The 22,978-nt window shown below is 40.2% G+C and carries 18 protein-coding genes and 1 pseudogene; 5 read left to right on the top strand and 14 right to left on the bottom strand.

Annotation, left to right across the window (positions count from 1 at the left end):
* Window positions 1–368: 368 nt before the first annotated feature.
* Window positions 369–464, top strand: a pseudogene (locus tag Q4575_RS19835) (S41 family peptidase); the annotation flags it as partial.
* A gap of 90 nt (window positions 465–554) precedes the next feature.
* Here Q4575_RS19835 and Q4575_RS16180 read toward each other — a convergent pair.
* From Q4575_RS16180 to Q4575_RS16140, 9 genes are all read right to left on the bottom strand, one after another.
* Window positions 555–1,403, bottom strand: a complete 849-nt coding sequence (locus Q4575_RS16180; protein ID WP_215963818.1) for an SDR family oxidoreductase — start codon at window positions 1,401–1,403, stop codon at window positions 555–557.
* A gap of 122 nt (window positions 1,404–1,525) precedes the next feature.
* Window positions 1,526–2,563 (bottom strand): alpha/beta hydrolase, encoded by a 1,038-nt coding sequence (locus Q4575_RS16175; protein WP_303523514.1) that lies wholly within the window; start codon window positions 2,561–2,563, stop codon window positions 1,526–1,528.
* Between the two features lie 335 nt (window positions 2,564–2,898).
* Window positions 2,899–4,251, bottom strand: a complete 1,353-nt coding sequence (locus tag Q4575_RS16170; protein WP_303523513.1) for a serine hydrolase — start codon at window positions 4,249–4,251, stop codon at window positions 2,899–2,901.
* 10 nt (window positions 4,252–4,261) lie between these two features.
* Window positions 4,262–5,764, bottom strand: a complete 1,503-nt coding sequence (locus Q4575_RS16165; protein ID WP_303523512.1) for a M81 family metallopeptidase — start codon at window positions 5,762–5,764, stop codon at window positions 4,262–4,264.
* Window positions 5,765–6,093: 329 nt separating this feature from the next.
* On the bottom strand, window positions 6,094–7,392 hold the full coding sequence (locus Q4575_RS16160) for an MFS transporter (protein WP_215963822.1): 1,299 nt from the start codon (window positions 7,390–7,392) through the stop codon (window positions 6,094–6,096).
* A complete protein-coding gene (gene pepQ, locus Q4575_RS16155) occupies window positions 7,389–8,765 on the bottom strand; it encodes a Xaa-Pro dipeptidase (RefSeq protein WP_303523511.1) in 1,377 nt (458 codons plus the stop codon). The genes Q4575_RS16160 and pepQ overlap by 4 nt, the downstream gene beginning before the upstream one ends.
* Window positions 8,752–10,101 carry a hypothetical protein gene (locus Q4575_RS16150; RefSeq protein WP_215963824.1) on the bottom strand — a complete coding sequence of 450 codons (1,350 nt, stop codon included), beginning with the start codon at window positions 10,099–10,101 and terminating at the stop codon, window positions 8,752–8,754. The genes pepQ and Q4575_RS16150 overlap by 14 nt, the downstream gene beginning before the upstream one ends.
* A 13-nt stretch (window positions 10,102–10,114) precedes the next feature.
* Window positions 10,115–12,388 carry a TonB-dependent receptor gene (locus Q4575_RS16145; RefSeq protein WP_303523510.1) on the bottom strand — a complete coding sequence of 758 codons (2,274 nt, stop codon included), beginning with the start codon at window positions 12,386–12,388 and terminating at the stop codon, window positions 10,115–10,117.
* Between the two features lie 218 nt (window positions 12,389–12,606).
* The gene (locus tag Q4575_RS16140) at window positions 12,607–13,251 is read right to left on the bottom strand and encodes a hypothetical protein (RefSeq protein WP_303523509.1); all 645 of its coding nucleotides are present in this window, start codon (window positions 13,249–13,251) and stop codon (window positions 12,607–12,609) included.
* Between the two features lie 170 nt (window positions 13,252–13,421).
* Here Q4575_RS16140 and Q4575_RS16135 point away from each other — a divergent pair, with 170 nt between their 5' ends.
* The gene (locus Q4575_RS16135; RefSeq protein WP_215963827.1) at window positions 13,422–14,204 is read left to right on the top strand and encodes a MipA/OmpV family protein; all 783 of its coding nucleotides are present in this window, start codon (window positions 13,422–13,424) and stop codon (window positions 14,202–14,204) included.
* Window positions 14,205–14,282: 78 nt separating this feature from the next.
* Here the strand turns inward: Q4575_RS16135 and Q4575_RS16130 are convergent, their stop codons facing one another.
* The 5 genes from Q4575_RS16130 to Q4575_RS16110 all read right to left on the bottom strand — a co-directional run bounded on the left by Q4575_RS16130 (window position 14,283) and on the right by Q4575_RS16110 (window position 19,652).
* Window positions 14,283–15,593 (bottom strand): MATE family efflux transporter, encoded by a 1,311-nt coding sequence (locus Q4575_RS16130; RefSeq protein WP_303523508.1) that lies wholly within the window; start codon window positions 15,591–15,593, stop codon window positions 14,283–14,285.
* A gap of 86 nt (window positions 15,594–15,679) precedes the next feature.
* Window positions 15,680–16,066 (bottom strand): RidA family protein, encoded by a 387-nt coding sequence (locus tag Q4575_RS16125; RefSeq protein WP_215963829.1) that lies wholly within the window; start codon window positions 16,064–16,066, stop codon window positions 15,680–15,682.
* Window positions 16,067–16,078: 12 nt separating this feature from the next.
* Window positions 16,079–17,347: a D-amino acid dehydrogenase gene (locus Q4575_RS16120; RefSeq protein ID WP_215963830.1), complete on the bottom strand. Its 1,269-nt coding sequence runs from the start codon at window positions 17,345–17,347 to the stop codon at window positions 16,079–16,081.
* A gap of 211 nt (window positions 17,348–17,558) precedes the next feature.
* Complete coding sequence (locus Q4575_RS16115; protein WP_215963831.1) at window positions 17,559–18,125, bottom strand: outer membrane beta-barrel protein; 567 nt, start codon at window positions 18,123–18,125, stop codon at window positions 17,559–17,561.
* Between the two features lie 93 nt (window positions 18,126–18,218).
* The gene (locus tag Q4575_RS16110; RefSeq protein WP_303523507.1) at window positions 18,219–19,652 is read right to left on the bottom strand and encodes an amidohydrolase family protein; all 1,434 of its coding nucleotides are present in this window, start codon (window positions 19,650–19,652) and stop codon (window positions 18,219–18,221) included.
* A gap of 234 nt (window positions 19,653–19,886) precedes the next feature.
* Here Q4575_RS16110 and Q4575_RS16105 point away from each other — a divergent pair, with 234 nt between their 5' ends.
* The 3 genes from Q4575_RS16105 (at window position 19,887) to Q4575_RS16095 (ending at window position 22,948) form a co-directional block, all read left to right on the top strand.
* Window positions 19,887–20,576 (top strand): response regulator transcription factor, encoded by a 690-nt coding sequence (locus Q4575_RS16105; protein WP_252736671.1) that lies wholly within the window; start codon window positions 19,887–19,889, stop codon window positions 20,574–20,576.
* Entirely contained in the window at window positions 20,569–21,774 is a 1,206-nt protein-coding gene (locus tag Q4575_RS16100) for a HAMP domain-containing sensor histidine kinase (protein WP_215963833.1), read from the top strand. Before Q4575_RS16105 ends, Q4575_RS16100 begins: the two co-directional genes overlap by 8 nt.
* A gap of 97 nt (window positions 21,775–21,871) precedes the next feature.
* Window positions 21,872–22,948, top strand: coding sequence for a type 1 glutamine amidotransferase domain-containing protein (locus tag Q4575_RS16095; RefSeq protein ID WP_215963834.1), 1,077 nt, complete (start codon window positions 21,872–21,874; stop codon window positions 22,946–22,948).
* Window positions 22,949–22,978 lie beyond the last annotated feature (30 nt).

Genomic DNA, 22,978 nt, shown 5'->3' with positions numbered 1-22,978 from the left:
CAAACGACATAAAAATAGCAAATTTTCTTAAAACTAGTTTACAGCCAATCGACCCACATTGCAGTTTTGGTTGCATTTCAAAAGAAAATACTAGAGGGAAACATAGGTTATGTGTCTTTTTGGGGATTTGCCGAACCAAATCAACTAGCCAAAGCTATTTTGGATAATATCTTTCTCCAGATGCAGGGCGTTGACGCATAAATTTTGAACTTAACGGAAAATAAAGGGGCCGTCCAGATATGGTTCAATATATAAGTAGTTACTTTTATCGCGAGCTCACTTTACTAAATACAATTCATTAGCCTAAGCATAAAATCGTTCGTGAGTTTTGGACTAAATAAGCACCTCTAAAAAGCTTTTTCGATACACCGGTGTACATTCTAGTCAACAACACTATATTTTCGGCCGCTGAAGAATTCACCTACAATTTGAAACATTTAAAACGAGCCACCATTATTGGTTAACAAACCCGAGGTGGTGCAAATCCGTAGGAACAATTCCACCTAACAGTAGAGCCTAGTTTAGGCTCTACTTTACGCAGCTCTAATACCAAATTATTTAGATAAATTTGTGTAATAGTCATCCAAGTGATGCTCACCAGTTTTAGGGGCAACCATATCCATTGACAATACAGTGAGAAAAAACTCAATTGGCCCGTAGGTTTTTGAACTTAGCGCTAAACGTATAAATCCAAGAATCGACCTACGCATCCACTCTGGCACATAGCTTATTTTTATAGGCTTACCGACCGCATTAAATGCCATGGTTGCGATTTCATTGTGAGTTAAAATATCTGGGCCTCCCACTAATACATCTTGCTCGGACGCGCTAATTGCACTGACACATACCTTTGCTAAATCAGCCCCATGAATAGGATTTGTTTTCTGTTTACCGTCTTTAAACAAATACACCCTGCCTTGCTGCGCCATTTTATGAAACTCTCCTAAATCGGAAAAAAAGCCATTTGGACGAATCACACAATAGTCCAAACCCGATTGTTGCAATACCGCTACAAACGCTTCTTTTGCCTCACAAATTTTTAACTCTGTTAGCTTTTCGCCATTCAGTGCAGATACGTAAATGAATTTTTTGACCCCTGACTTTTTTGCTTCCAGCAAGATATTCAAATTCGCCTGGTAATCAACATCGTAATAAGTTTGACCGTCACGCTGCTTTGTAATGCCGATAGTGGTAATAACCACATCAATGCCATCTAAGGCGCCATCTAGTTCTTCACTTTCTGTAACATCAAGCGTAACAACCTCATTAGATGAAATTGCTAAGCTTGTTAGTTTGGCTTTATTTCTAACCAATAATCGAGTCCAATAGCCTTGTGATGTTAACTCTCGAGCAATGTAACTACCAAGGTATCCTGTGCTACCCGCCAGTGCGACTTTTGTCATTTTTCTCTCCATTTTTCTTGTCGTTTTTTATCTTAATTTTTAATCAAATTTTCTTCATAGCCAATAAACTCAACTGCCTTGCTTGTCGCAAAACTCGTCACGATTAAAAAACTGGTTACAGCTTAGTGCTTGGTTTTTTGAAACCATTTGCCAATTAGGTCAAATGCCTGTGGTGATTCGTAAACACCATTGTGGTCCACGTCGGGAATTAAATAGGTTTCACCATGACTGTTTTCCGCTACAAATTCAGGGTAATTAGCGGCGTTAAACACTTCATCATTTTCACCAACAACCACAACCAAAGGCGCTTGTAAGGCTTGCAATGCAACATCCGACGTATTTGGTCTGATCGGTTGCGCCGACATTATCGAACGGTATGAATAGATCATAGGCGGATAACTGAATTTAAATGTCAGTACCGCGTTGTGGTCCAAACTGTGACTGCCAATGGTATTTAGCATGATGAGCCCAATGAACCGTTTAAGGTCAAAAACAACCAGTGCGTTTTCTGGATCATTATTTTCGGTATTTGAGCTTTTACGTTCTGTTGGTCCTTCCCCCATATTGGGTGCAAATAAAATATAGCCAGCGGGTATTACTTTAGATTTTTTAAGGGCATACCTTAACGCAATGCCACCGCCCATTGAGTGACCAGCTATATATATTTTGTCGGTTTTAAACCTACTTTTTATTGCAGATAACATGGCCAACAAATCATCTTCATATTGACCTATATAATCCAAATCAAAGGGCCGCCCATGCGATTTTCCATGCCCCCTTAAATCTGGTGTTATTACACTGGCACCTGTTGCTTTAGCCAACATTCTTGCGGATTCGACTAAGGTTTCTGAGGTTGCTGCCACACCATGTAAAAAGACAATAATTTGCTCAGGATCTTGTTGGATATAACGGGAATATAATGTATCTCCATTACCGACTGGCAAGTGCAGCACAGCTTCATTGGGAAATTCGTTATCAAGCAGCGATCCCTCTTTTGGTAATGTTTTGTGCAGTTTTTGTGGCGCGCTCAAAGTGAACTCATTTGCGGCACCAAACACGATTAACAAAAAAGCAATTGCGAGGTAAATGGCTAATATCGCGCCCATAATTGTCGTGCTTTTACCAATAAATCGAATCAACTTGTTTGGTTGAACTTGCATACCCTTCTCCTCATTTTCCTAGCTTGAATTAATTCGCTCAGTTAATGTTAATGAGTTCCGCTGACAAATGAGTCACATGATGATGTGATTAAAGCCAGTTCTATTAATGTGAGTGTGCTTGATGTTTGATGTTTGATGTTTGATGTTTGATGTTTGATGTTTGATGTTTGATGTTTGATGTTTGATGTTTGATGTTTGATAAAGCGACACAACTGTTGTCGCTCTAAAAAGGTTAGACTTCCGTCATAACCAGCCTTTGCAAAATGATAAAGAGTTCGATTATAAAAACAGGAAGACCGACATCCATTGTCAGTCAAAGCCAGTAGTTAACACACTTATGAAATTTTTCTATACATTCGTCCACCGGTTAATAAATAACTGGACGGCTTCTCGATTAAGAACATGATGTTTCTAGCTGGCTCGTTTTCACCACTAAAACAAACAAACACATTATCCTTCACATGGTTTAATTCAAGTTCAAATACCCCACCGGAAACATTAGGGAATTGACAAAGCAATTTATTTTCTTGCTCATAGATTTCTATTTGACTACCAATACTGGCATAACTGCCAACATATTGTGAAAGGTCAACGTTCCCTTTAGAAGGACTTAAATCTGGTTCTCGTTTTTCATTTGTCAAAGCGTCTAAAAGAATATTCTCCAACTCTATATACAACATCGCGCTAGGGCTATTGGTAAGTAACGACATAATCAAACCTTGTTCTGGGTATACCGCTAAATACGCAAGTTGCCCAATTGTCGCGCCTGTGTGTCCAAACATCGTTCGCTCGGGACGGTTTACTAAATACCAACCTAGACCCCACTCGGTTATCCCACTGCCGATATTTGGCAAGACATATTGTTTTTGTTGCATTTCCGCCACCGAGTCGGGCGATAGTATTTCGATATCTTGTTTCTTCAAACCGGAATTTAAGTGAAACTTCGCAAAAGTTAACAGGTCTCTTGCGGACATAGACAACACGGTTCCCGCTGGTGCATGACTTAAAGGCAAGTAACATTTTGGCGCGACTTGTAATTCACCACCAAGTTCCTCATTTGGAATATGACCTACAGCACCACGAAACCTTAACATTTCTGTCGGTTCAGAAGTTGATTCGGTTAGTCCTAAAGGTTTGAGTATTTTATCTTCGATGACTTTCGCCCACGGTTGACCCGTTACAACCTCAATGATCCGCCCAGCTAAAGTAAAACCGGTATTGCAATATGAAAGATATTCGCCAACATTGTGCAATTGCGGCAATAGGTAGCAGCGGTCGATAAGTTTCTCTACAGTGGGTTGAAACGGATCATCCTCAGGGAAAAAGTCCCCTTCCATACCACTGGTATGACACAATAAATTTCTAATCGTAATTGTTTTTGTCGCAACAGCGTCAGCCACCTTAAATCGAGGTAAATAATCGATAACACAATCGTCTAAATTCACCTTCCCTTCGTCGACAAGTTGCATCATCGCAGTCGTTGTAAACACTTTAGAAATAGAACCAATCTGAAACAACGAGTCATCTGTTGCCGCAACTTGGGTATTTTTGTTTAAAACGCCTGAAGATGCAGTCTTAACTTTATCCTGATGCATCACTGCCACTGTTGCTCCAACCACGTTGTACTTAATCCGCAGTTGCTCTAATAAAGTATCGAGATCTAATTTGTCCAATAGTGTATGGCTCATTATTATGTTCCTAAAGGTGGTTAGTTAAAGTGTCTGCCTGGTTAGCAATATGAGGGTTTTGACACCATGGGTATTTAAATTCAGTATTGGTCACCTTGTATGGAATTAATTTAACATTTGGCGTAATTGCTCCAAATGCACTCATATAGATGATTTCGTTACTAATTTTTGAAAATGATGAATAAAAATGCTGAGTAGACTTTGGAATAATGACTTTGTAATTACTTGCAACTAATCCAAAGTAATCTAGAAAATCGGGAGAGAAACATTGGCTTCTTTTTGACGACAGGATTAAATCAATACCATTGACTCTTAACACCACAACGTCACCAATATTTTGTACAAAGTCTTCATTTTCCAATTGCGGAAATGTATGAATATAATTTTCAGCGATACCAATAACCTTAGCAAGGATATCAACAGGTTGGCCAGAATGCACACTCATTTTACCACCAACTCGGACTTGGATTTTACTGCCAACACCGGCAATTTTGGCCACCTTTATAACTTCAGGGTCATATATAAAAGCAATTAATGCAGTCTGAATATTATGATCAATTAGCCATTTGAGAGCGAATGTCGAATCAGAGGGTGCACCACCGCCAGGGTTGTCGGATTGGTCGGCGACTACCACAGGAAAATTATCACTCTTAGTAGCCTTTAGCAGCGCCTCATTTAGTGGGATAGAATCAAATTTAACCTGCTCTCTTAATGCAAAAAATTTCATCCCAAACTGCATGGCAATAGACTCTGCTAGTTGATAATCGTTATTTGTGATCACTAACATTTTGATGCCGCTATCTGGCGTATCTCCCCATGGAAAACCATGCATCAATGTCATCGATAAGACGAGTTCAGTCGCCTCCTCGGCATACATTTGTGATACAAATAAACGCATACAATCCGAAGTTGTCGGGAAGATACCAATCATTTTGCAATCGAATATTGCCATCGTTGGTTTAATCAACCGTCGCTTGGCCTTAACTGCGAGATGGAAAACTTCTTCTGCACGTTCGTTAATATCGGTATGGGGGTACTCTTTTAAACCAACAATAATATCAGCATGATCCAACATGCTTTGGCTAATATGCCCATGCAAATCCAACTCAATCGCGATAACAACTTTGTCTCCTACCAGTACCCTAATTTTACTTAATAGGTCGCCTTCACAATCTGGATAACCTTCAGCGACCATGGCACCATGTAGATCTAACAGGATGATATCCAACGTTTTTGTTTCTGCTATTCTAAATAGCAACTCATCGCGCATCGACTCATAAACTGAACGAACTATTACACCAGACGGCTCAGCAAGCGCTAATAAACCAAAATGATGTTTATAGTTATACTCCTCACACAAGCTTCGCCACACAGACACAGGCCCTTTGCCATCAACAATGTATGGGTCAGCCAGAAATTGATCATTTGTAAGATAAACAAAGTCGTCAATTCCCGTCGGTAGAGGAGAAAAGGTATTGGATTCTGTATTTAGACAGGCAGTAAAAATATTCATACTGTACTGATCACTCCATCTTTAAGATTAGCGAAACGACTCACCGCAAGGCTATAAACAACGTCGTTGTGCCAACAAAAGCTATAACATTTGCTTTGAGAACATCGTATGAATCTAGCTTTACACAAGTAATAAAAGGCTGTTCTACCTTTCATCACAAAGACTTAACGAATTATCACGGAAGACTTAAAAATTAGGTTTGAAGGTGCGTTTGGTTGTTTTCCTACGTTTATTTTTAATACTAATTTGGTAAAAGAGGTGTTTTAAATAAAAGTACTAGAATGAAGGCTACCTCATTCTAGTTAATCGTATGGAAAGTAAGAGAATGTTTAATTTTCAAACTCTTGTTCAAGAGTTCTCGACGCTAAATAGAAAAACAATATGGATAAAGGTAAAAATAAAACGCTCGTTAACAGGGCCAGTCGTAACGCGTCATCGCCATAATAATTACTTAACACATCGCTTATCCCACCAATTATCATGGGGCCTAAGCCGCCACCAACCAATGTTGCCAACATACCCAAAATTGCGATTCCTAGCGCTTTATTTGTCACCCCAGATATACCAAATACGAGGGCAAATATCGGTGGCGTCATTAGACCAACTAAGGTACCGGAAACTCCTAGCATCCAGTAAACTAACGACAATGAACTAGAGATGTAAATGGCAACGGTTATGGGAATCAAGAGTATAATGACCAGTATTGGAAAATAGATATACCACTTAACATTTACTTTACCTATGAAGTTAGAAATAAGTCCGCCAAACAACATGCCTAAAACCCCACTTACGCCCATAACAAAACCTAATGAGCCGCCAGCTTGCGCTAAGTCCAACTCAAAATGTCTAATTAAATAACTCATTGTCCATTGTCCGCTTCCTTGGCCAAATACAGCAAAAACGGTGAAACCAATGATACAGTAGAAGAAACTATTTTTACTGAACAAAGTTCTGGAAGCAGACATAAACCCCTTGCCCAGTACCTCTGAAAAATTAGGAAAACGGCATACTTTTCTTGGTTCCTTCATTGTTAATCGAATCAATAGCGCCAACAAAATCCCAGGCGCACCCATTAAGACTAATGCATAGCGCCAGCCCCATTCGCCTGCAATAAAGGAACCGCCAGCTAAACCAACAACACTGCCAATTGTGCCGCCAATTAAAAATAACGAAATAGCCAAGCCACCACTTTTGGTGCTATACAGGTCGCTTAACATAGAGAGTGCCGCTGGGTGACCGCCGCCTTCTCCAATCCCCACACCAACTCGTGCTAAAAACATTTGCCAGTAATTTTGAGCTAACCCCGTAAGTACAGTCATAAAACTCCAAAACCCGACGGTCAGAGTTAAAAGCGTACGTCGGTTCCCTAGATCAGCCCACCGAGCGAAAGGCAACCCTAACGTCGCGTAAAACAATGAAAATGCCAGTCCCGATACAATTCCCAATTGCAGGTCGCTTAACATAAATTCGACTTTGATCGGTTCTAACAACGCCGAAAATACGGTTTTATCTATCGCATTAAATATCGAAACCATCACCAGAAGAAACAAAGCATAACGCTTATATCCTTGGCTAAAGGATAATTGAGCACTTTCAGTATCAGTATGTGGTTGTTTAATAGTCGTCATAATAAAACGTCCTGTAATTGATTTGTGGCATGTTGGCTAAAAGCCTGTCGAGTGAAGTTTTCTACGCCACTGGAACCGACTAAAATATTGTCTTCAATACGAACGCCACCAAAAGGTTTAAGTGCGTTAACTAAACGCCAATCAATGTCGTGTTTGTGTTGACCGGCAAATAATGAACTCAGCAGTGAATCGATAAAATATACACCAGGCTCAATGGTAAACACTTGATCATTGGTTATTGCTCTACCCATCTTGATATTCTCATTTGATTCACTAATATAAATTTGACCTTGGCTATTGGCAAACCGACCACCGACATCATGAACTTGTAATCCGATGAAATGTCCAATGGAATGAGGCATAAAATACCGTAATAACCCATTTGCTAAAACCGACTCAACAGAAGATTTAATCACACCAAAATCAACTAACAATGTCGCCACTTGGGTAAACGCCGAAAGATTTAAGCTTTCAAAATTAGCATGGTGTGCCACTTCATCAACTATGGATTGTTGGGTTACATCAAGGGCTGTAATTAACTCTGAAAATGGTTCAATGGAAAGTTGCTTAGCATCACTAGGCACTTTGTTTTTAGCGGCATATGTGCGTGAAATATCAGCCTTATACGCATGATGCGTCGCCCCCGCATCTATTAATAAACTGCGGTTGCCGGGAGTGACTTGCCGTTCAAACTCTCCGTAATGCAAAATGGCTGCATGGGCATTCGTTGCAATCACACTTGGATAAGCTAATTCAAATTGAGACTGTTGACAGCCGCGACAAAATGCCAAATTGATTTCAAATTCGCTAGCGCCGCTATTAAATGCCTGTTCCGCTGCCACATGTCCATCTACGGACGTATGATTTGCCTGACGTATGCATTCTTGTTCATATTGCGTTTTATTTGCCCGTTGCCAATCTATAGAATTAATTAACCTCGACGGATTGCGTTCTCCCAACGGCCAGTGACAAAAAAAGTCGGCTTGAGGTCCAACAAAAGCGACTCGACCAGTATTTGGAAAAAACTGTTTTGCCATTTCTCGCTGGTACATTTCAATTACATCAAATTGATTTAACCAGTCTTCTGAGGGCAATTGTTGCTTCGATGTCCAAATATCACTTTGTAAAAACAAAAGAAGTTTTGGCTTTTTACCAATTGTATTCACAATCCAACAATCAGGAATATTTAAAATAGGACACAGCAAGTTAAACTCTGAACTTGCTTTAAACGAATACGGGATATCATCTTTATAAGGGTATTCGGTCGTGCCACCAAATAAAATTAAGTGCTCGAAACCAGCAGATGACTGCAGTTCGTCAAAACATTGCTTATAAGATTGAACATGCTCAATGAGCAAATTAGTGAGGGACATTTTTGTGTTTCCCCTTTCGAATTTTGTTACTGTCTATTGCGCTTGCAGCATTGCGAATATGCGCACCGTCTAGCCAGTCAAGTTCAGGATAGTGATAACTTGAAACCTGATTTTTTGGCGACTTTATTGCTTCGCTCGGTAAATGCTGCGCCAAAAAGGCTGAGGTTAATTCATTAATAATTTGAACTGTTTTCTCACCTTCTAGGGGGCCTAACATAAAAAGAGAACGCAGTATTTTTCCTTGTAATAGTGCCCAATCAGAAAAGTCATTATGTGCAGCGCCATTAATAACAGCTCGAATTACATTTGGGTTATTGCCAGTGTTGTCATAGGTTTCATAATGAAAGTCGTTAAACCCACCAGGACTTTTTAATTTAATGGCGTTAGAGTGTAACATTAGCAGTGGCGTCGCAATGTTTGTATCCATCAACTCAGTCCCCACCTGCCCACCATCAAGGTTTACTACAGCTTTAACTCTCGCATCTTGATGCCCGAAAGTCGCACTTGCGGAACCGCCAAATGACATGCCAACTGCGGCAATATGATTAAAATCGGCAAATTGGCTGAATGCGCAATGTGCATCATCCGCCCCCCCACTTTCAACAAAATCTAACGCAGCCTTTATATTATCTACCCACTGTGCCTCTAATACTTTAGCTTCCTCTACACTGGACCAGATTCGAGTAAACTGTTCTCGCTGAACTAAGGATGGCGCGTTAATCAGTGGAAGAACCGCGTTAAATAACTTGCCTGTTTGCATCAATTGAGCAGCGGCTTGATCCATCGTCACTACCTCGCCATTATTTAACTTAGCAACACCGCAGTGCCCAACATGGGCGACAGAAATAACAATATAGCCACAACTCGCAAGATGTTCACATAACTGGGTATTGCTATTGTTTAATTGCCCAAACCCATGGGAAAAAACCACCACTGGCCGTGTTTTAGGGGCCGATTTCAACAATGGCGTATTTTCGTAAGACCATGTTGTCGAGTTGGTCATTTGTGGCAGCAGTTTTTCCGGCAGACCTAGCGCGGCTGCCAACTCCGATTTGATCTCCGCCAATTCAGCAGATTTAAACAGAGGCGTTCGAAAATGGCCGTCAACTGACGCCGCTGGATACCATAGTTTTAATGGTAAAAAAGGCGTTTGATTTGACTGATTTGAGGACTGTTCTGACAGGTTGACCTGCACATTCTTTAACCCAACTCGATAAGGCCCCACCGGGCTAGGTCGTTTAACAACCGGGAAAACCAATTGGGGGGCCACCTTAGCTGCGCCGATAACAATCGGCGCGATAAGTTTTTGGATCAAGATATTGCTTTTTAAACTCATCTGATTCCTAACCTCAATAAAACCTATAATGTAACCGTAAGCCAACTGTTCGCGGCCTTAAGGTATTGATATAACTTGAAGATAAGTCACCACTATTGAGAATAAAATCATCGTTATTGGTTAAGTTTTCCGCGTAAACATTGATTTCCCATTCATCAACAAAAATACCGACACTTGCTTCTACATTTTCGTAAGCGTCATTTTCAGCTAAATATGGGTTTGCTGTTGTCGCACCGGCCTGATTAGAAAAGCCATTGAGTGAATCACCAACAAATTGCGCACCAACATACGCAAACATTTCGTATTTAGAGTAAACATCCCAATCATATTGCGCCGACACTGCAACTTGGTAATCCACCGCGCCAGGTAATGAATCCCCCTTTACGACACCTGAACGAATGCTATCTGCGCTATTGATTTCAGTAATTTCAGAATCTTGTAATGTCACAGCCAGATTGAGTTTTAAATCGTCTACAACTCTGAGCTCTAGTTCTAATTCGGCACCTTGAGAAACAGCTTCTCCCGCATTGGCAATATAATTGGCAACATCAGACAAACGAATGGCATCTATTTGAATGTCACTCCACTCAATATAAAACAGCGCAGCATTTAGTCTAACTTGTCGGTCGAAAAGGAAAGATTTAACACCAAATTCATAATTTAACGTTTTATCGGGGCCATACAAATTAGGTATATCAAGAGGATCGTCAGGATCTACAGGGCTCTTTCCTACGAACGGGTTAGTTTGACCAATTCGATAACCCGTTGCGACACTGCTGTAAAGGTGCCAATTGTCGGACGGTTGATATGACAAGGATGCGCGCCACGTAGTTGTGCCGTTATCTTCTCCTTGATTGAAAAATTCAACAGATTCTTTAGCAAAGGTAGCAAAATTGAGCACTTGCCGTTCTGGCTCTTTAATGCTCACTTTTACATTTGAAACCCTAGCACCTATTGTTCCAACCCATTCATCGGTAAACTGATAACTTAGTTCACCAAAAGCCGCTAACTCTTCCGACTCTGTTTTTGTATTTGTTTTAAGAAATATGTCATCTTCCATCAACCCCGCAGCAACATTAGTATTAATGTAATCAGCGAACCCTGGTAAAGTAAATTGAAAATCAGCATTGGATTCACGGTTAATATAAAACAAACCACCTATCCACTCTAACTTCGACTCGGCGTTAGAGACAAGGCGCAATTCCTGCGAAACAAATTCTACTTCCCATGGCTCATTATTCGCTAATAGTGGAAATCCAAGTCCCGTTATGTCGCCATAATCAATTCGAACCGCGGTTTCTGACGAGGTATAAGAAGTTGATGATACTAGAGTAGCAAAATCCATCACGTTATAGTTAATGGTTGCGTTATAGCTGGTTAATGTTGAAGGACGCCCTTCAGATTGTGCTGAAGATTTTTTAAACTTTCCTAAATCAGGTGCCCAGGCATCACTGTCTTCAGGTTTGCTACTTTGATATAACACTTCGAAAGTCGCGTCCAAATTATCAGCGGCTTGCCAACGAGCCGATACTCGCCCACCCTTTTCAACTACCGAGTTGTCGGTATCCAATGCAATATTTTCAACCCAACCAGCCTCATCACGATAGTAACCCACCGCACGAACCGCAAGCGTTTCTTCGACAACAGGAAAATTGATCATTCCGTCGTATCGCTGGCGTAACCCGGCATCTTTGGTATTGGCAAAATCAATCCGTGCAGATGATTCAAACTCATCTAACTCGGCTTTTCGGGTGATCACTCGTATCGTCCCGCCCAAAGATCCCGATCCAAATAATGTCCCCTGTGGCCCACGTAACACTTCAACTCGTTCTACATCATAAAGGCGTAAATCCGGTTGTACTGAAGCGCCAAAAGTATCCGTGACAGGCATATCATTGATGTAAACCGAAACTGGATCCTGCGTATTGCCACCACTTGTCGATGTTGCGATACCGCGGATATTGAAGGCTGATCGGTTCTTAATAGGTTGATTTAAAGTAACCCCAGGCATCGACCTCGCGATACCTTCTAAATCATCGATACCAAGTGTTTCGATATCTGATGTACTGTAAGTGGAAATACTTGCAGCAATATCCTGTTGCGACTTTTCTCGTTTAGTGGCTGTTACAGTAATGACTTCAAACGATTCTTCTTGTTTCACATTATCCTGATCTAATGCGGAATCAGCAGCAAATGAATGAGAGCTTAATGCTAACATTACAGAAATAGACGAGGCTGACAGAATCCAGCGATTTTTTGTGGCTAAGTTTGATATTTGACGTTTCATGTTGGTATTCCCAAAAATAGAATTTATTATTTTAAAATATTCAATTTGCTTAACTTCCATTTGAGTCTGCCATTTACAACTAGGTAAAGATTAGCCTGTAGTCACTGTTGCGTAACCAATCATCACCTTCGTATATACATTGCGAAACAGCAATAATTAAATATTAGCCGTATCCACCTTATTCGCTTACTAAAAAGGCTTTGTATTCATATAACAATCTATTTTTTCGTTGCCATTTCACCACCAGCTAAACAGAAGAACCAAAGTATTTGCCCTAAGCCAAAAACTAAAGTCAGTTGTTCTAGAGCTGGGAATATCGTCAGCACCCCAGCCAAGCCAATCATAATGCCAATATAAAGTGTCAATTTGTTAATCAATTGGTTCTGTCGACATATCATACTAATGGCCATCATCCACATACCGCCTAGCAGTTCGATTCCACCACCAATAGATTGCACTAAGATATAAACCGTTTGCCAAATTACCTGAAAAGATCCCTGCAACTCACCATGGTGTTGGAAAAAACCTATGGTTGAAATCATGATAAATCCAGTGGCTAATACAAAACCGGACCAAATATCACCCAGCATAAAAGAGAAAGACCACAATGCATTGGCTTTTTCCCGCGGTAAAACATAGCGCGCACTGTGGTTTAGCATTAACAAGCTCAACCCAAATACAACGTATAAAATGGCATACCACACCATCATGCTTGATGGGTAATTCACTAGATGTTGAAACTGCGACATTATCGAGTCAGCAAAATTAGGGGCAATGACAGCGATGTAAATAATACCCACGATATAACACAAAGCACATAACAAGGCCGCGAGTCGAAATATTGAGTGTGTAGCGTAAACCATTTTTAGTCCTCCTTTTAATCTTCAAGAATCCGCATTAAACATAGGAAAACGTAATGGTTCGTCCAAAATCCAGATGTTGGTCGAATTTTAATCGTCAATACCAGACCATTTCACCGCCGCTCTTTCTAGGCAAAGTTAAAACTAATCCAACTTAAAACTTCGGAGGATATATGATTAAAAAGCACAAATTAGGTAAACGCGGTTATGAGCGCCGCACTTTAAGTTCGATAACCGCGACTCTCCTTTTGTCAGGCATGAGTTTTACTAGCTCAGCCGATAGTTTGTCGATAGGTGTTGGTGCCGCAGGCTTTGAAATGCCCTATCAAGAAACCAGTACTCAACAAATGTTTTTCCCCACCGTGAACTATGCTAAAGGCAATTTTCAAGTCGGTATCTTTGGTGCTAGTTATAACATTAAACAAGAAGCCAGTTACGCCGTTTCAGTTGGCATTTCACCGGGCGAATTTTTCTTGGATGCATCAAAATCAAATGATGTTTATATTCAACAACTCGATGACCGTTCATTTAGCCTTTACGTAAATAGCAAAGTCAGTTTTTATGGCACTTGGGGGGCGTTTTCAGCGTCATTAGAGCAGGATATTTCGGGCCAAAGTTCAGGCCAAAGAGTTGTTGCACAATACGCATATCCAATGACAGTAAGTCCTGAATTAACCATTACCCCATTAATTGAAACATCCTGGTTAAGCCAAAAAGTTAATGACTTTTATTTTGGAATAGATCAAAGTGAAAGTAGCACATTTGAGCCTTATGAAGCGTCATCAGGCGTTAACATCGGACTTGGCGTATCAGCCCTGTATTCCTTCAACGCTCAATGGCAGTTTATGCTCGCGGCTCGATATGCAAAACTTGATGATACCGTAGCGTCTTCACCAATCGTAGATAACACAAGTAGTACAAGCGCTTTTATGGTGGTCAATTACAAATTTTGGTGAAGTCTTAATCAATGCCCGTACTACATTTGTCCGGGCATTATCTAGCGATTCGTGCTTTTAACTAGCCAGTCATTCCCTCTACTTTATATGCAGACAAATCCAGCCATATGTATAAAACCGAGGAAATATAAAACTAAACTTTACAACAACATCAATAATGAGTACGTAAAACAAATATTCTACTGGCCAATGGCTAAATACAACAAAATACCCTAGCGGAATTCGAACACCAAAATTAGAAATCAAAATAGCTTTGATTGTAAAATGTCCGTCACCAGCTGTTCTTAGAATTCCTGACAAAATTTGGTCCAACACAACAAAGGGCTGAACAATCGCTAAAACAACCAGAAATGCCGCTGTAGTACCCACGATGTTCTCATCAAGAACCAGTAAATTGGCAATCTCATTTGAAAACCACGCTAAACCAACGCTACTGATCGTAACCATAAATATTGCAGATCTAATGGTTAAATACGCTTTGTTAATTACGGTCTCTTTGCAGCCTGCTCCGAGTGCCGCCATCACAAGTGCTGAACCAGACATTGAAAATCCAGTACCGATAGCGCTAAATATAATGAATATATTAATTCCTATACCAAATGCGGTGAGCTCATTCACACCATACTGGGCAATAAAACCGGTATAAAACACCATGGATACTTGTAAAATTAGCGGCTCAATCGATGCCGGCATCGATATATGCCAAAAGTCGTTCCAGTTTGTTTTATTAGCAACGCCTGTCGCTTTAACAGGGAGTCTCAACTTATCACTTAACCACCAATAGCTATAAACGACAGCCATCAACCAAACCGCAAGACCCCAACCAGCTACAATCCCGAACAATCCCAATTCAGAAAAACCCAGCCGACCAAAACACAATAAATAAGCGAATACAATAGTCATGAGATTAGCCGCTAAATTCACTTTTAAGGGAGTATATGCATCGCCAACCGCTCGGTTAGCCGAATCTAGAATATAGATGACAAGTTGCGCCGGGAAAATTAAAGTCAACCCAATGATATAATGATAACCATCGGCAACAATATTAGGAGAAAGATTAAAAAAACCAATAATTTCCCGGTTAAAGCCTATCACTATACATACTATTAACAAGCTAATTGCCCCACCAACCAGCAAACTTGAACGCAGGGCATTAACGGCAGAACCGCGCTCACCACGTCCCCAAGACAGTCCAACTAATGCGGTGCAGGCGGCGCCTATCCCCATAACAAAACTCAAATGTGTTAAGTTAATGCGCTGGCCGACAGCGACAACAGTAACGGCTTCATTACTGATCACCTGGACAAAGTTTATTAAAATGATCCCGGTTATGCTTGAGCATAATGTGGTGACAACAGACGGAGCAGTAACAGACCAAAATGAATTCATGATGCGCCATAATATGTGATGCGGATTGTTCTAAATAAGATTTACCGTGATCCCAGGTGAAATTAGCCTACAATGAAATCATAGTGCTAAAAGATAACGGCGGTGGCCTCTATTTCTATTTTAGCTCCGGCTAACATCAAGTCAGAACGAACAACAGAACGCACAGGTCGATGCGCTCCAAAAAACTCAGCATAAGCGGTGTTGAAACAAGCATAATCTTCTACGTCTGTTAGCCAAACGTTCACCTTGACAATATGTTCAATACTTAATTCAACACTTTGCAACGTCATTGCGATGTTCCTCAATACAATACTGGTTTGTTTAGTAATATCCGCTGTACATAAACTACCATCCGGTTGAAATGCTAATGCCCCAGACAGATAGATAGTATCTTGGCATTTAACCGCCGCAGATAAAGGCGCAGTTAACCCATTTGGTAACACAATTGGTTTGCCTAAAAATAGTGGTTTCATTTGTTTTCCTAATTAGTTTCTAAGTTGGTAAGGCGAAGCGTCTATGCCTGCCACACCGCCTGTAATTTGTTGGCTTAATATAAATGCTGAACCGGCTGCCTGTGTCCAACCTAAAGGACCATGCCCTGTATTAACATAAAGCCCTTTGACATGGGTTCCACCAATAAATGGCAGTCCATCTGCCGACATCGGCCTGAAACCACACCATGATTCAGACTCATGACGGTTGGAATTAGCATATAGGTTTGGCATTAGTGATTGAAAAAAATGCCATAGGTTTTCTATTCGACTGGGATCTATTTTTGCATTCCAGCCACTAAATTCTGCAGTACCCGCTAATCGTATTTGCTTCCCTAAAGGCGTAATTGCCGCGTGCATTTCATCATCCAAAATGGCATGTTGAGGCATATATTTACTTTGTTTTGCAGGTACCGACAGCGAATAGCCTTTGACAGGTTTGACCGGAATATTTATGCCGAGCGAACTCAACAACTCTGTACTCCATGCACCAGCGGTGATAATTAAGGATTGGCAGTCAAATTCTTGATTATTTGTGACAACCCCATATATTTTACCGCCATGTACCTTTAGCCTATGTACATCACTATTAAAATGGAATTCACCACCATTGAGCGTGATGTATCTAGCTAATGCATGACAAAACTGTCGAGCATTACCCGTTGCATCCTGAGGGTAATAAATACCACCGCACAATTGAGATTGGGCGTCTTCTAATGCAGGTTCTAACTCTATAAGTTGCGGCGTGGTTAATGCCTCGTGCGCCAACCCATTATCGGATAAAAAACGTGTCCGCTTAAGGGTTTGTTCTAAAGCTTGAGTTGACCTGAAAACTTTGATCGTTCCGTTTAATTTGTATTCAAATGTCCCCTCTAGCTGCTCGCTTATTTTTGCTAATTTAGCCAAACTAAACATGGCGAGTTTCATATTGTGTAGAGTCGCAAATTTGTATTGGCTTAAGTTAGAGTTTGATAAAAACCGCACCCCCCAACTTATGTATTGATGCAAATAACGTGGTTTTAACAACATCGGCGCATCATTTTTGCCAAGATATTTAAGCAATTGCGAGAATATGCCTGGTGCATTCCATGGTTCTGGCATTGAAGGCGTTAATAATCCACCATTAGCATAGCTGGCTCCAAGTGCGACTGATTTTTGTTGTTCAATTATCGAAACTCGATAACCTTTATTTATTAGAAAATAGGCCGAACATAAGCCGGCTAAGCCAGCACCTACTATTGTAACCTGTTTATTGTTATACATCGTCAACGGCACCTAATTCCCTAATCAACTCATCAGGCCTTGGGCCCGAAACACCAAAGCTGTGAGTTTTAAAATTACAAATAAAAAACCACCAAAAACATCTATGCTTTTGGTGGTTTTAATTTACTGATCAAATATTGTGTTTTCTTAACTTATCGGCATTTTAACACGTCACAAAGTCACAAATTTCGTCCAGTTCATAGTCTACTCATTACCACTGATAACCAACAAAGAAGGTTACTTGTTTGCCGCCAGCATCATAGTCGTCACCATCTAAATCAACATCATAACTAGATTGGCGTACATCAATACCCGCAACGACAGAGTTAGAAAACTCAAATTGAGCACCAATAGCAACCCAATAACCCGTGCCATGGTCTTCTACTTCAATGGTTTGATTACCTTCTTCAACTTCGATGTTGCCATAACCTAGCGCAACACCACCACCTAAATAAGGTTGAACCGCGCCAAAATCTTCATAGGTATAACGTAAACCTAAGTCGAGTTCAGCTGAATATACGCCAGTTTTGTCGCCATCTTCCTTTATTTCCTTGCCCGTACCAAACGCATCAATAGCAATCGATACTGGATAGTCCTGGTGTTTTAGGTCTAACATAAAGCCAACTGAATCGTGCTCATCAAACCGTTCCCACTCGCTTTCTAAAGCTTTAGAACCGATCCCAACCTTTAATGTGGTGTCCCAGGTATCTGCTAAAATAGGCGCACTGATTGTTGTTAACAAAAGACTTGCTACTGTTACTAATTTTGTAAATTTCATTTTGTTTCTCCTCAATTAAGTTGCAGCCATTTTGCCTAATCGAGGGTTTCCGGTAATCACATCATGATGTGATTTTGCCGCACGACCCTGTGATTAAAGCATTAACTTAAACGCATCAAATATGATTGAGGTAAAGGTGAACCAACCATTTTGAACTTCTAAAGCATTGGTTTTTAAGGCTTCTAATTTATTTTGGTCAAGTAACTGGCCATCAAAAATTACACTTTCAATCTGATGTAAAGCCGACAAATCTTTCAGGGGGTTACTTGGCAATAGCAGTAAATCAGCAATTTTACCCTCTTCAACCGACCCATACTTCTGATCTATCCCTAATGCTACGGCATTATCATAAGTAGTGGCGATCAACGCCGAGTGCCGAGAAATACCGGCGGCCACCAGCAGCTCAATCTCTCTAATCGTTGCGATGCCCGCTTGCCCAATTAATGCTCCGGAGTCCGAGCCAACCAATAACTTAACTCTGGCGTCATGTAAAAACTTAGTTATGTCCAATAACCTTGCCAATGTTTCTTTATTACGGTTAGCAAGTTTAGGACTTGAGTCCAACCAGCGGTTTACACCAAACGCCTTTGCTAAATACAAATGCGCCGGATTCATATATTCTAAAGCTTGCTTATCTAAATAGGCCTGCCCTTGACTGCTCAGTAGTGTCAATTCTTCATAGACAGCTAAGGTAGTGACGATAGGAACTTGCAATTGCAAATAATGCAGCGCAAGACGTTCCAACTCCTCTTGGTCGTATTTATAATGCATTCCATGGGCAAAAATATCTTCAATATGCTCCATGCTCGACAACGTCCGTAATGATCTAAAACCTAACCCGTCGACAGGCACTGGACCATGTTTTGAAACTTCAATATTTAATTTTTTGGCTTGTTCAACAATCGCCATATATACATCTGGATCAAAGTCGCCATAAATTTTTATATAGTCATAACCTTGATTTCTGTATTTCGTAACGGCTTGTTTTGCTTTTTGGGGCGTATCGACATAATGATGAAATGGATCGCCAGGTACGCCATCTAAGATTGGAGATGACACCAAAAACCGACTGCCGTACCATTGTCTTTTATTAATTTCGTTACGCCATGCCAGTTGTCTTTGATTGCCACGCATACCTTTAATTAAGGTCACGCCTTTAGACAGGCCCAAGGTTAAATAGGCGCTGTCTTCAATATGAGCGTGGGCATCAATGATCCCCGACATTAAAAACTTGCCGTTACCATCAATAAATTTCACTTCACCAAGTTGCGACTTAAAATGATCTAAATCTGACGAAATTTTTGTTATCTTGCCATTTTGAATAAGGACATTTTGGTTTGATATTTCGGGTTGATTCAAATCAGCGGTGATAATTGTGATATTAGTGATCAGTAAATCTGGCTGTGTTTTATCCCAATCGAGCCTAGCTCCTGTTGAATAAAAAGCACCGTATAGTGCCGCGGCAAGTATGATACTCACGGCCAGTATTAAAAATATAAATTTCACCAATTGATTTACATAGTACATAGTTCATCTCCTGCTTTGCGTATAGGAGCAGAGTAAAATATGTAAAAAATTAGTCGTCTAAAATACAGATAATGGACGTTTAATTTCTAAAAATTGGTTTAATAGTACCAACGAACAACACAAAAAAGTTTAATTTTAATGACGCCCCCTGCTATTAAATATTGACTAAACTGTGATTTAAACACAGTGTTGCGAGCATTATTTAAACGTCAATTTGAAAAAGGAAACGTTCCAATGTTGGCCAATCCCATAACTGTTTTAGTAGTAGAGGACAATATTTCACTTGCGGAGCAACTCATTGCGTTTTTAGAAAATTTATCCTGGACCGTCGATTTTGCAGCTAAGGGCAAAATGGCGATAGATTTACTGAATGACAATATATACGACGTCGTGATCCTTGATTTAAGTTTACCCGACATCGATGGCACACAGGTTTGCCAACACATTAAAACAAACAATATTCGCAATACACCGGTCTTAATGTTAACCGCCCGGGATTCGTTTGAAGACTTAGAAACTGGATTTGATACCGGCGCAGATGATTACTTAACAAAGCCGTATGATTTAAGAGAAGTAGCGATGCGATGTAAAGCGCTTGCTCGGCGACATGAACTCCATGAAAGCAATGCCATTCAGTTAGGTAATATGGAACTAAGCCAGCGAGATAAAACCGTCAGAATTAACAATAATGAAATCCCTTTAACTAAAGTTGGGTTTCAAATATTACAAAAACTTATAAAAAGCTACCCCAATGCCATAACTCGGTCTGAACTCATTTTTGATATTTGGGCTGATGAACCACCCGAAACCAACGCGTTAAAAGTACATGTCTATAGCTTAAGGCAACAATTAAAACCTTATCCTAATCTTAAAATATCAACCTTAAGTGGTGTCGGATATCGACTGGAAATGACCGATGTTTAATAATATTACCAAAAAGCTCTTTTTCATCTTATTTACTATGACTTTTGTGTTTAGTCTGGTTTATACCGCGGTTATATTTTTAGTGGCTTATGTAACTGAAGATTCGTTGTTAAACAGAATGTTAACGCTAGAAGCTGCCAACATCACATCCGAAACACCCAAAAATTACGCCCTGCCAGCCTATATCAAATACTATAAAAACGAATCTGAATTACCAACTCAACTAAGAAAAGAATTGCAACAACACCCCGCGGAAACCGAGTTTTTCATCGATAACAGTGTTCACTACCATTTAAAACACATTTATCATGGCAATAATCGATTTGGTATTTTAGTCGCAGAAGTATCCAACCTATTAGTTGTGACCACTTTGGCAAAGGAGCTCACTTACTTCTTTGTTGCCGTGACTTTATTTATGCTAATTATAGCGACCTTCTTAGCGTTAATCACCGCAAAATACATTGCCTCTCCAATCAAATTGTTAACGAATGAAGTTGATAATTTTACCCAAGATAGTGACATTTCAAATCGTCTACTCGATAGAAAAGACGAGGTTGGCTTCTTAGCCAATAAATTGAATGTCACCATGAACCAAATCGTATTTGCCCTAAAACGTGAGCGGAATTTCACCTCAGACATCAGCCACGAATTACGTACGCCGCTCACTTACATCAACAATTATGCAGTCGGATTAGACCCAACTCATCCTGGGTACAATCACTTTACGCAAGCCATTAACGAAATGAATAATATCATTTCTACACTTTTGGCCATTGCTCGTCAGGAAAATTTAAGTCAGCAAAGGGTTACTTTAATCTCTGTAATCGAGCAGGTTGTGATTTCTCAGCACGACAATTTAATAACAAACCAAAATGAAATCGAACTCAATGTAGACAATCATATTTACGTGTTAGCAAACCAGCAGTTGTTAACCTTGCTATTTAGAAACGTCATCGAAAACGCAATATTTCACGGTAATAAAGAGCAAACAATAGAGCTTAGTTTTGCAGATAATAAACTAACAATAACCAATCAATGTATAGATCTGAAACAAAGAAAACGTGTTACACACAACTTTGGCCATGGTACCCATTTAATCGAGAAGTTATTAGATTCACAACATTTGACCTATACCAAAAAGGATCTGGGAGAAAGTTATATAGTAGAAATCGATTTAGACCCCATTTTAGTCCAATAAAAAAGCAATTTATTACAAGTTTATACGCTAGTTTACCTTTGCTTTACCTCCCTTCACTTATCTTGTTTAACAACTTAATAAGTAGGAAGCGAGTGCAATGTTAAAAAAATTCATCTTATCCGTAGTGACATTTATATCCATATTGGCCGTTTTAGGTTATTGGTTTGTACGCATGTTTTCCGATGAACTATCGGTTGATTATAGCAACCAGCAAGCCCATGACTTGGCCTATATACAACAATCCCTGCCGACGCAACGGGGTAAAATACTGGCCATAGTTACAAACACTAAAACTATGGGCCCGCAACAAAAACAAGCTGGATATGAACTTACTGAGCTGTCCCGCGCCTATTATGTTTTTAAAGTCAATGGCTTCGAGGTAGATATCGCCAGTCCGCTTGGAGGTGAGCCGCCAATGGTAAGAGATGACGACGATATGGGCGCGTTTGATTTTGCGTTTCTTAATGACCCCGCCGCGATGGCAAAAGTTAAAAATACTCTGAGCGTCAGCCAAGTTGACGCTGCAGACTATCAAGCCGTCTATTTTGTTGGCGGGAAAGGCACTATGTTTGACTTTCCAAACAATCAAGATATTCAACGTTTAGTTAGGCAGTTTTGGATCGAAGACAAGGTTGTATCGGCGGTATGTCACGGACCAGCAGCTTTAATCAACGTGAAGTTAGACAATGACCTATATCTGTTGGAAAACAAACACGTTGCCGCTTTCACAAATGAAGAAGAGTTGTTATTCATTCCCGAAGCGGAGGCTATTTTTCCGTATTTATTACAGACTAAACTTGAAGATATGGGTGCAAAGTTCGAGGCTGGACCTATGTATTTAAATAATGTCGTGGTCGACGGAAAATTGATCACCGGCCAAAACCCTTGGTCTGTTTGGGAGTTATCGGAACAAATCATTGTGAGTTTAGGTTATACCCCGGTAGCACGCGCAAAAACCGCTGAAGAAAATAGCGTTACCATATTAAAAACGTTTAAAACCAAAGGGTATGACATGGCTATGGCCCAACTATTAGAAATGCAATTTCAATACAATGCGCCAATAAACAAAACGCTCATCGCAACCCATGCATTTTTAGCATTATTGTCGTTTGACTTGAAACAACTTGTTGGCCTTATTTCGCTATTGTCGACGTCTAATTTAACTGCAGAATAAAAAGTAAAACCTGATCCCTCTCGGGTGAAG

The organism is Psychrosphaera sp. 1_MG-2023 (assembly GCF_030548245.1).
Classification (GTDB): Bacteria; Pseudomonadota; Gammaproteobacteria; order Enterobacterales; family Alteromonadaceae; genus Psychrosphaera; species Psychrosphaera algicola.
The sequence above is the reverse complement of the archived record's forward strand: the minus strand, read 5'-3'. Positions and strand labels throughout refer to the sequence as shown.

Bases quoted from the DNA above. Each gene is read 5' to 3' on its own strand.
- Q4575_RS16110 (WP_303523507.1), bottom strand. From the start codon at position 19,652: ATGTACTATGTAAATCAATTGGTGAAATTTATATTTTTAATACTGGCC.
- Q4575_RS16130 (WP_303523508.1), bottom strand. From the start codon at position 15,593: ATGAATTCATTTTGGTCTGTTACTGCTCCGTCTGTTGTCACCACATTA.
- Q4575_RS16140 (WP_303523509.1), bottom strand. From the start codon at position 13,251: ATGGTTTACGCTACACACTCAATATTTCGACTCGCGGCCTTGTTATGT.
- Q4575_RS16105 (WP_252736671.1), top strand. From the start codon at position 19,887: ATGTTGGCCAATCCCATAACTGTTTTAGTAGTAGAGGACAATATTTCA.
- Q4575_RS16125 (WP_215963829.1), bottom strand. From the start codon at position 16,066: ATGAAACCACTATTTTTAGGCAAACCAATTGTGTTACCAAATGGGTTA.
- Q4575_RS16165 (WP_303523512.1), bottom strand. From the start codon at position 5,764: ATGAATATTTTTACTGCCTGTCTAAATACAGAATCCAATACCTTTTCT.
- pepQ (WP_303523511.1), bottom strand. From the start codon at position 8,765: ATGTCCCTCACTAATTTGCTCATTGAGCATGTTCAATCTTATAAGCAA.
- Q4575_RS16160 (WP_215963822.1), bottom strand. From the start codon at position 7,392: ATGACGACTATTAAACAACCACATACTGATACTGAAAGTGCTCAATTA.
- Q4575_RS16095 (WP_215963834.1), top strand. From the start codon at position 21,872: ATGTTAAAAAAATTCATCTTATCCGTAGTGACATTTATATCCATATTG.
- Q4575_RS16180 (WP_215963818.1), bottom strand. From the start codon at position 1,403: ATGACAAAAGTCGCACTGGCGGGTAGCACAGGATACCTTGGTAGTTAC.
- Q4575_RS16115 (WP_215963831.1), bottom strand. From the start codon at position 18,125: ATGAAATTTACAAAATTAGTAACAGTAGCAAGTCTTTTGTTAACAACA.
- Q4575_RS16175 (WP_303523514.1), bottom strand. From the start codon at position 2,563: ATGCAAGTTCAACCAAACAAGTTGATTCGATTTATTGGTAAAAGCACG.
- Q4575_RS16100 (WP_215963833.1), top strand. From the start codon at position 20,569: ATGTTTAATAATATTACCAAAAAGCTCTTTTTCATCTTATTTACTATG.
- Q4575_RS16135 (WP_215963827.1), top strand. From the start codon at position 13,422: ATGATTAAAAAGCACAAATTAGGTAAACGCGGTTATGAGCGCCGCACT.
- Q4575_RS16170 (WP_303523513.1), bottom strand. From the start codon at position 4,251: ATGAGCCATACACTATTGGACAAATTAGATCTCGATACTTTATTAGAG.
- Q4575_RS16150 (WP_215963824.1), bottom strand. From the start codon at position 10,101: ATGAGTTTAAAAAGCAATATCTTGATCCAAAAACTTATCGCGCCGATT.
- Q4575_RS16120 (WP_215963830.1), bottom strand. From the start codon at position 17,347: ATGTATAACAATAAACAGGTTACAATAGTAGGTGCTGGCTTAGCCGGC.
- Q4575_RS16145 (WP_303523510.1), bottom strand. From the start codon at position 12,388: ATGAAACGTCAAATATCAAACTTAGCCACAAAAAATCGCTGGATTCTG.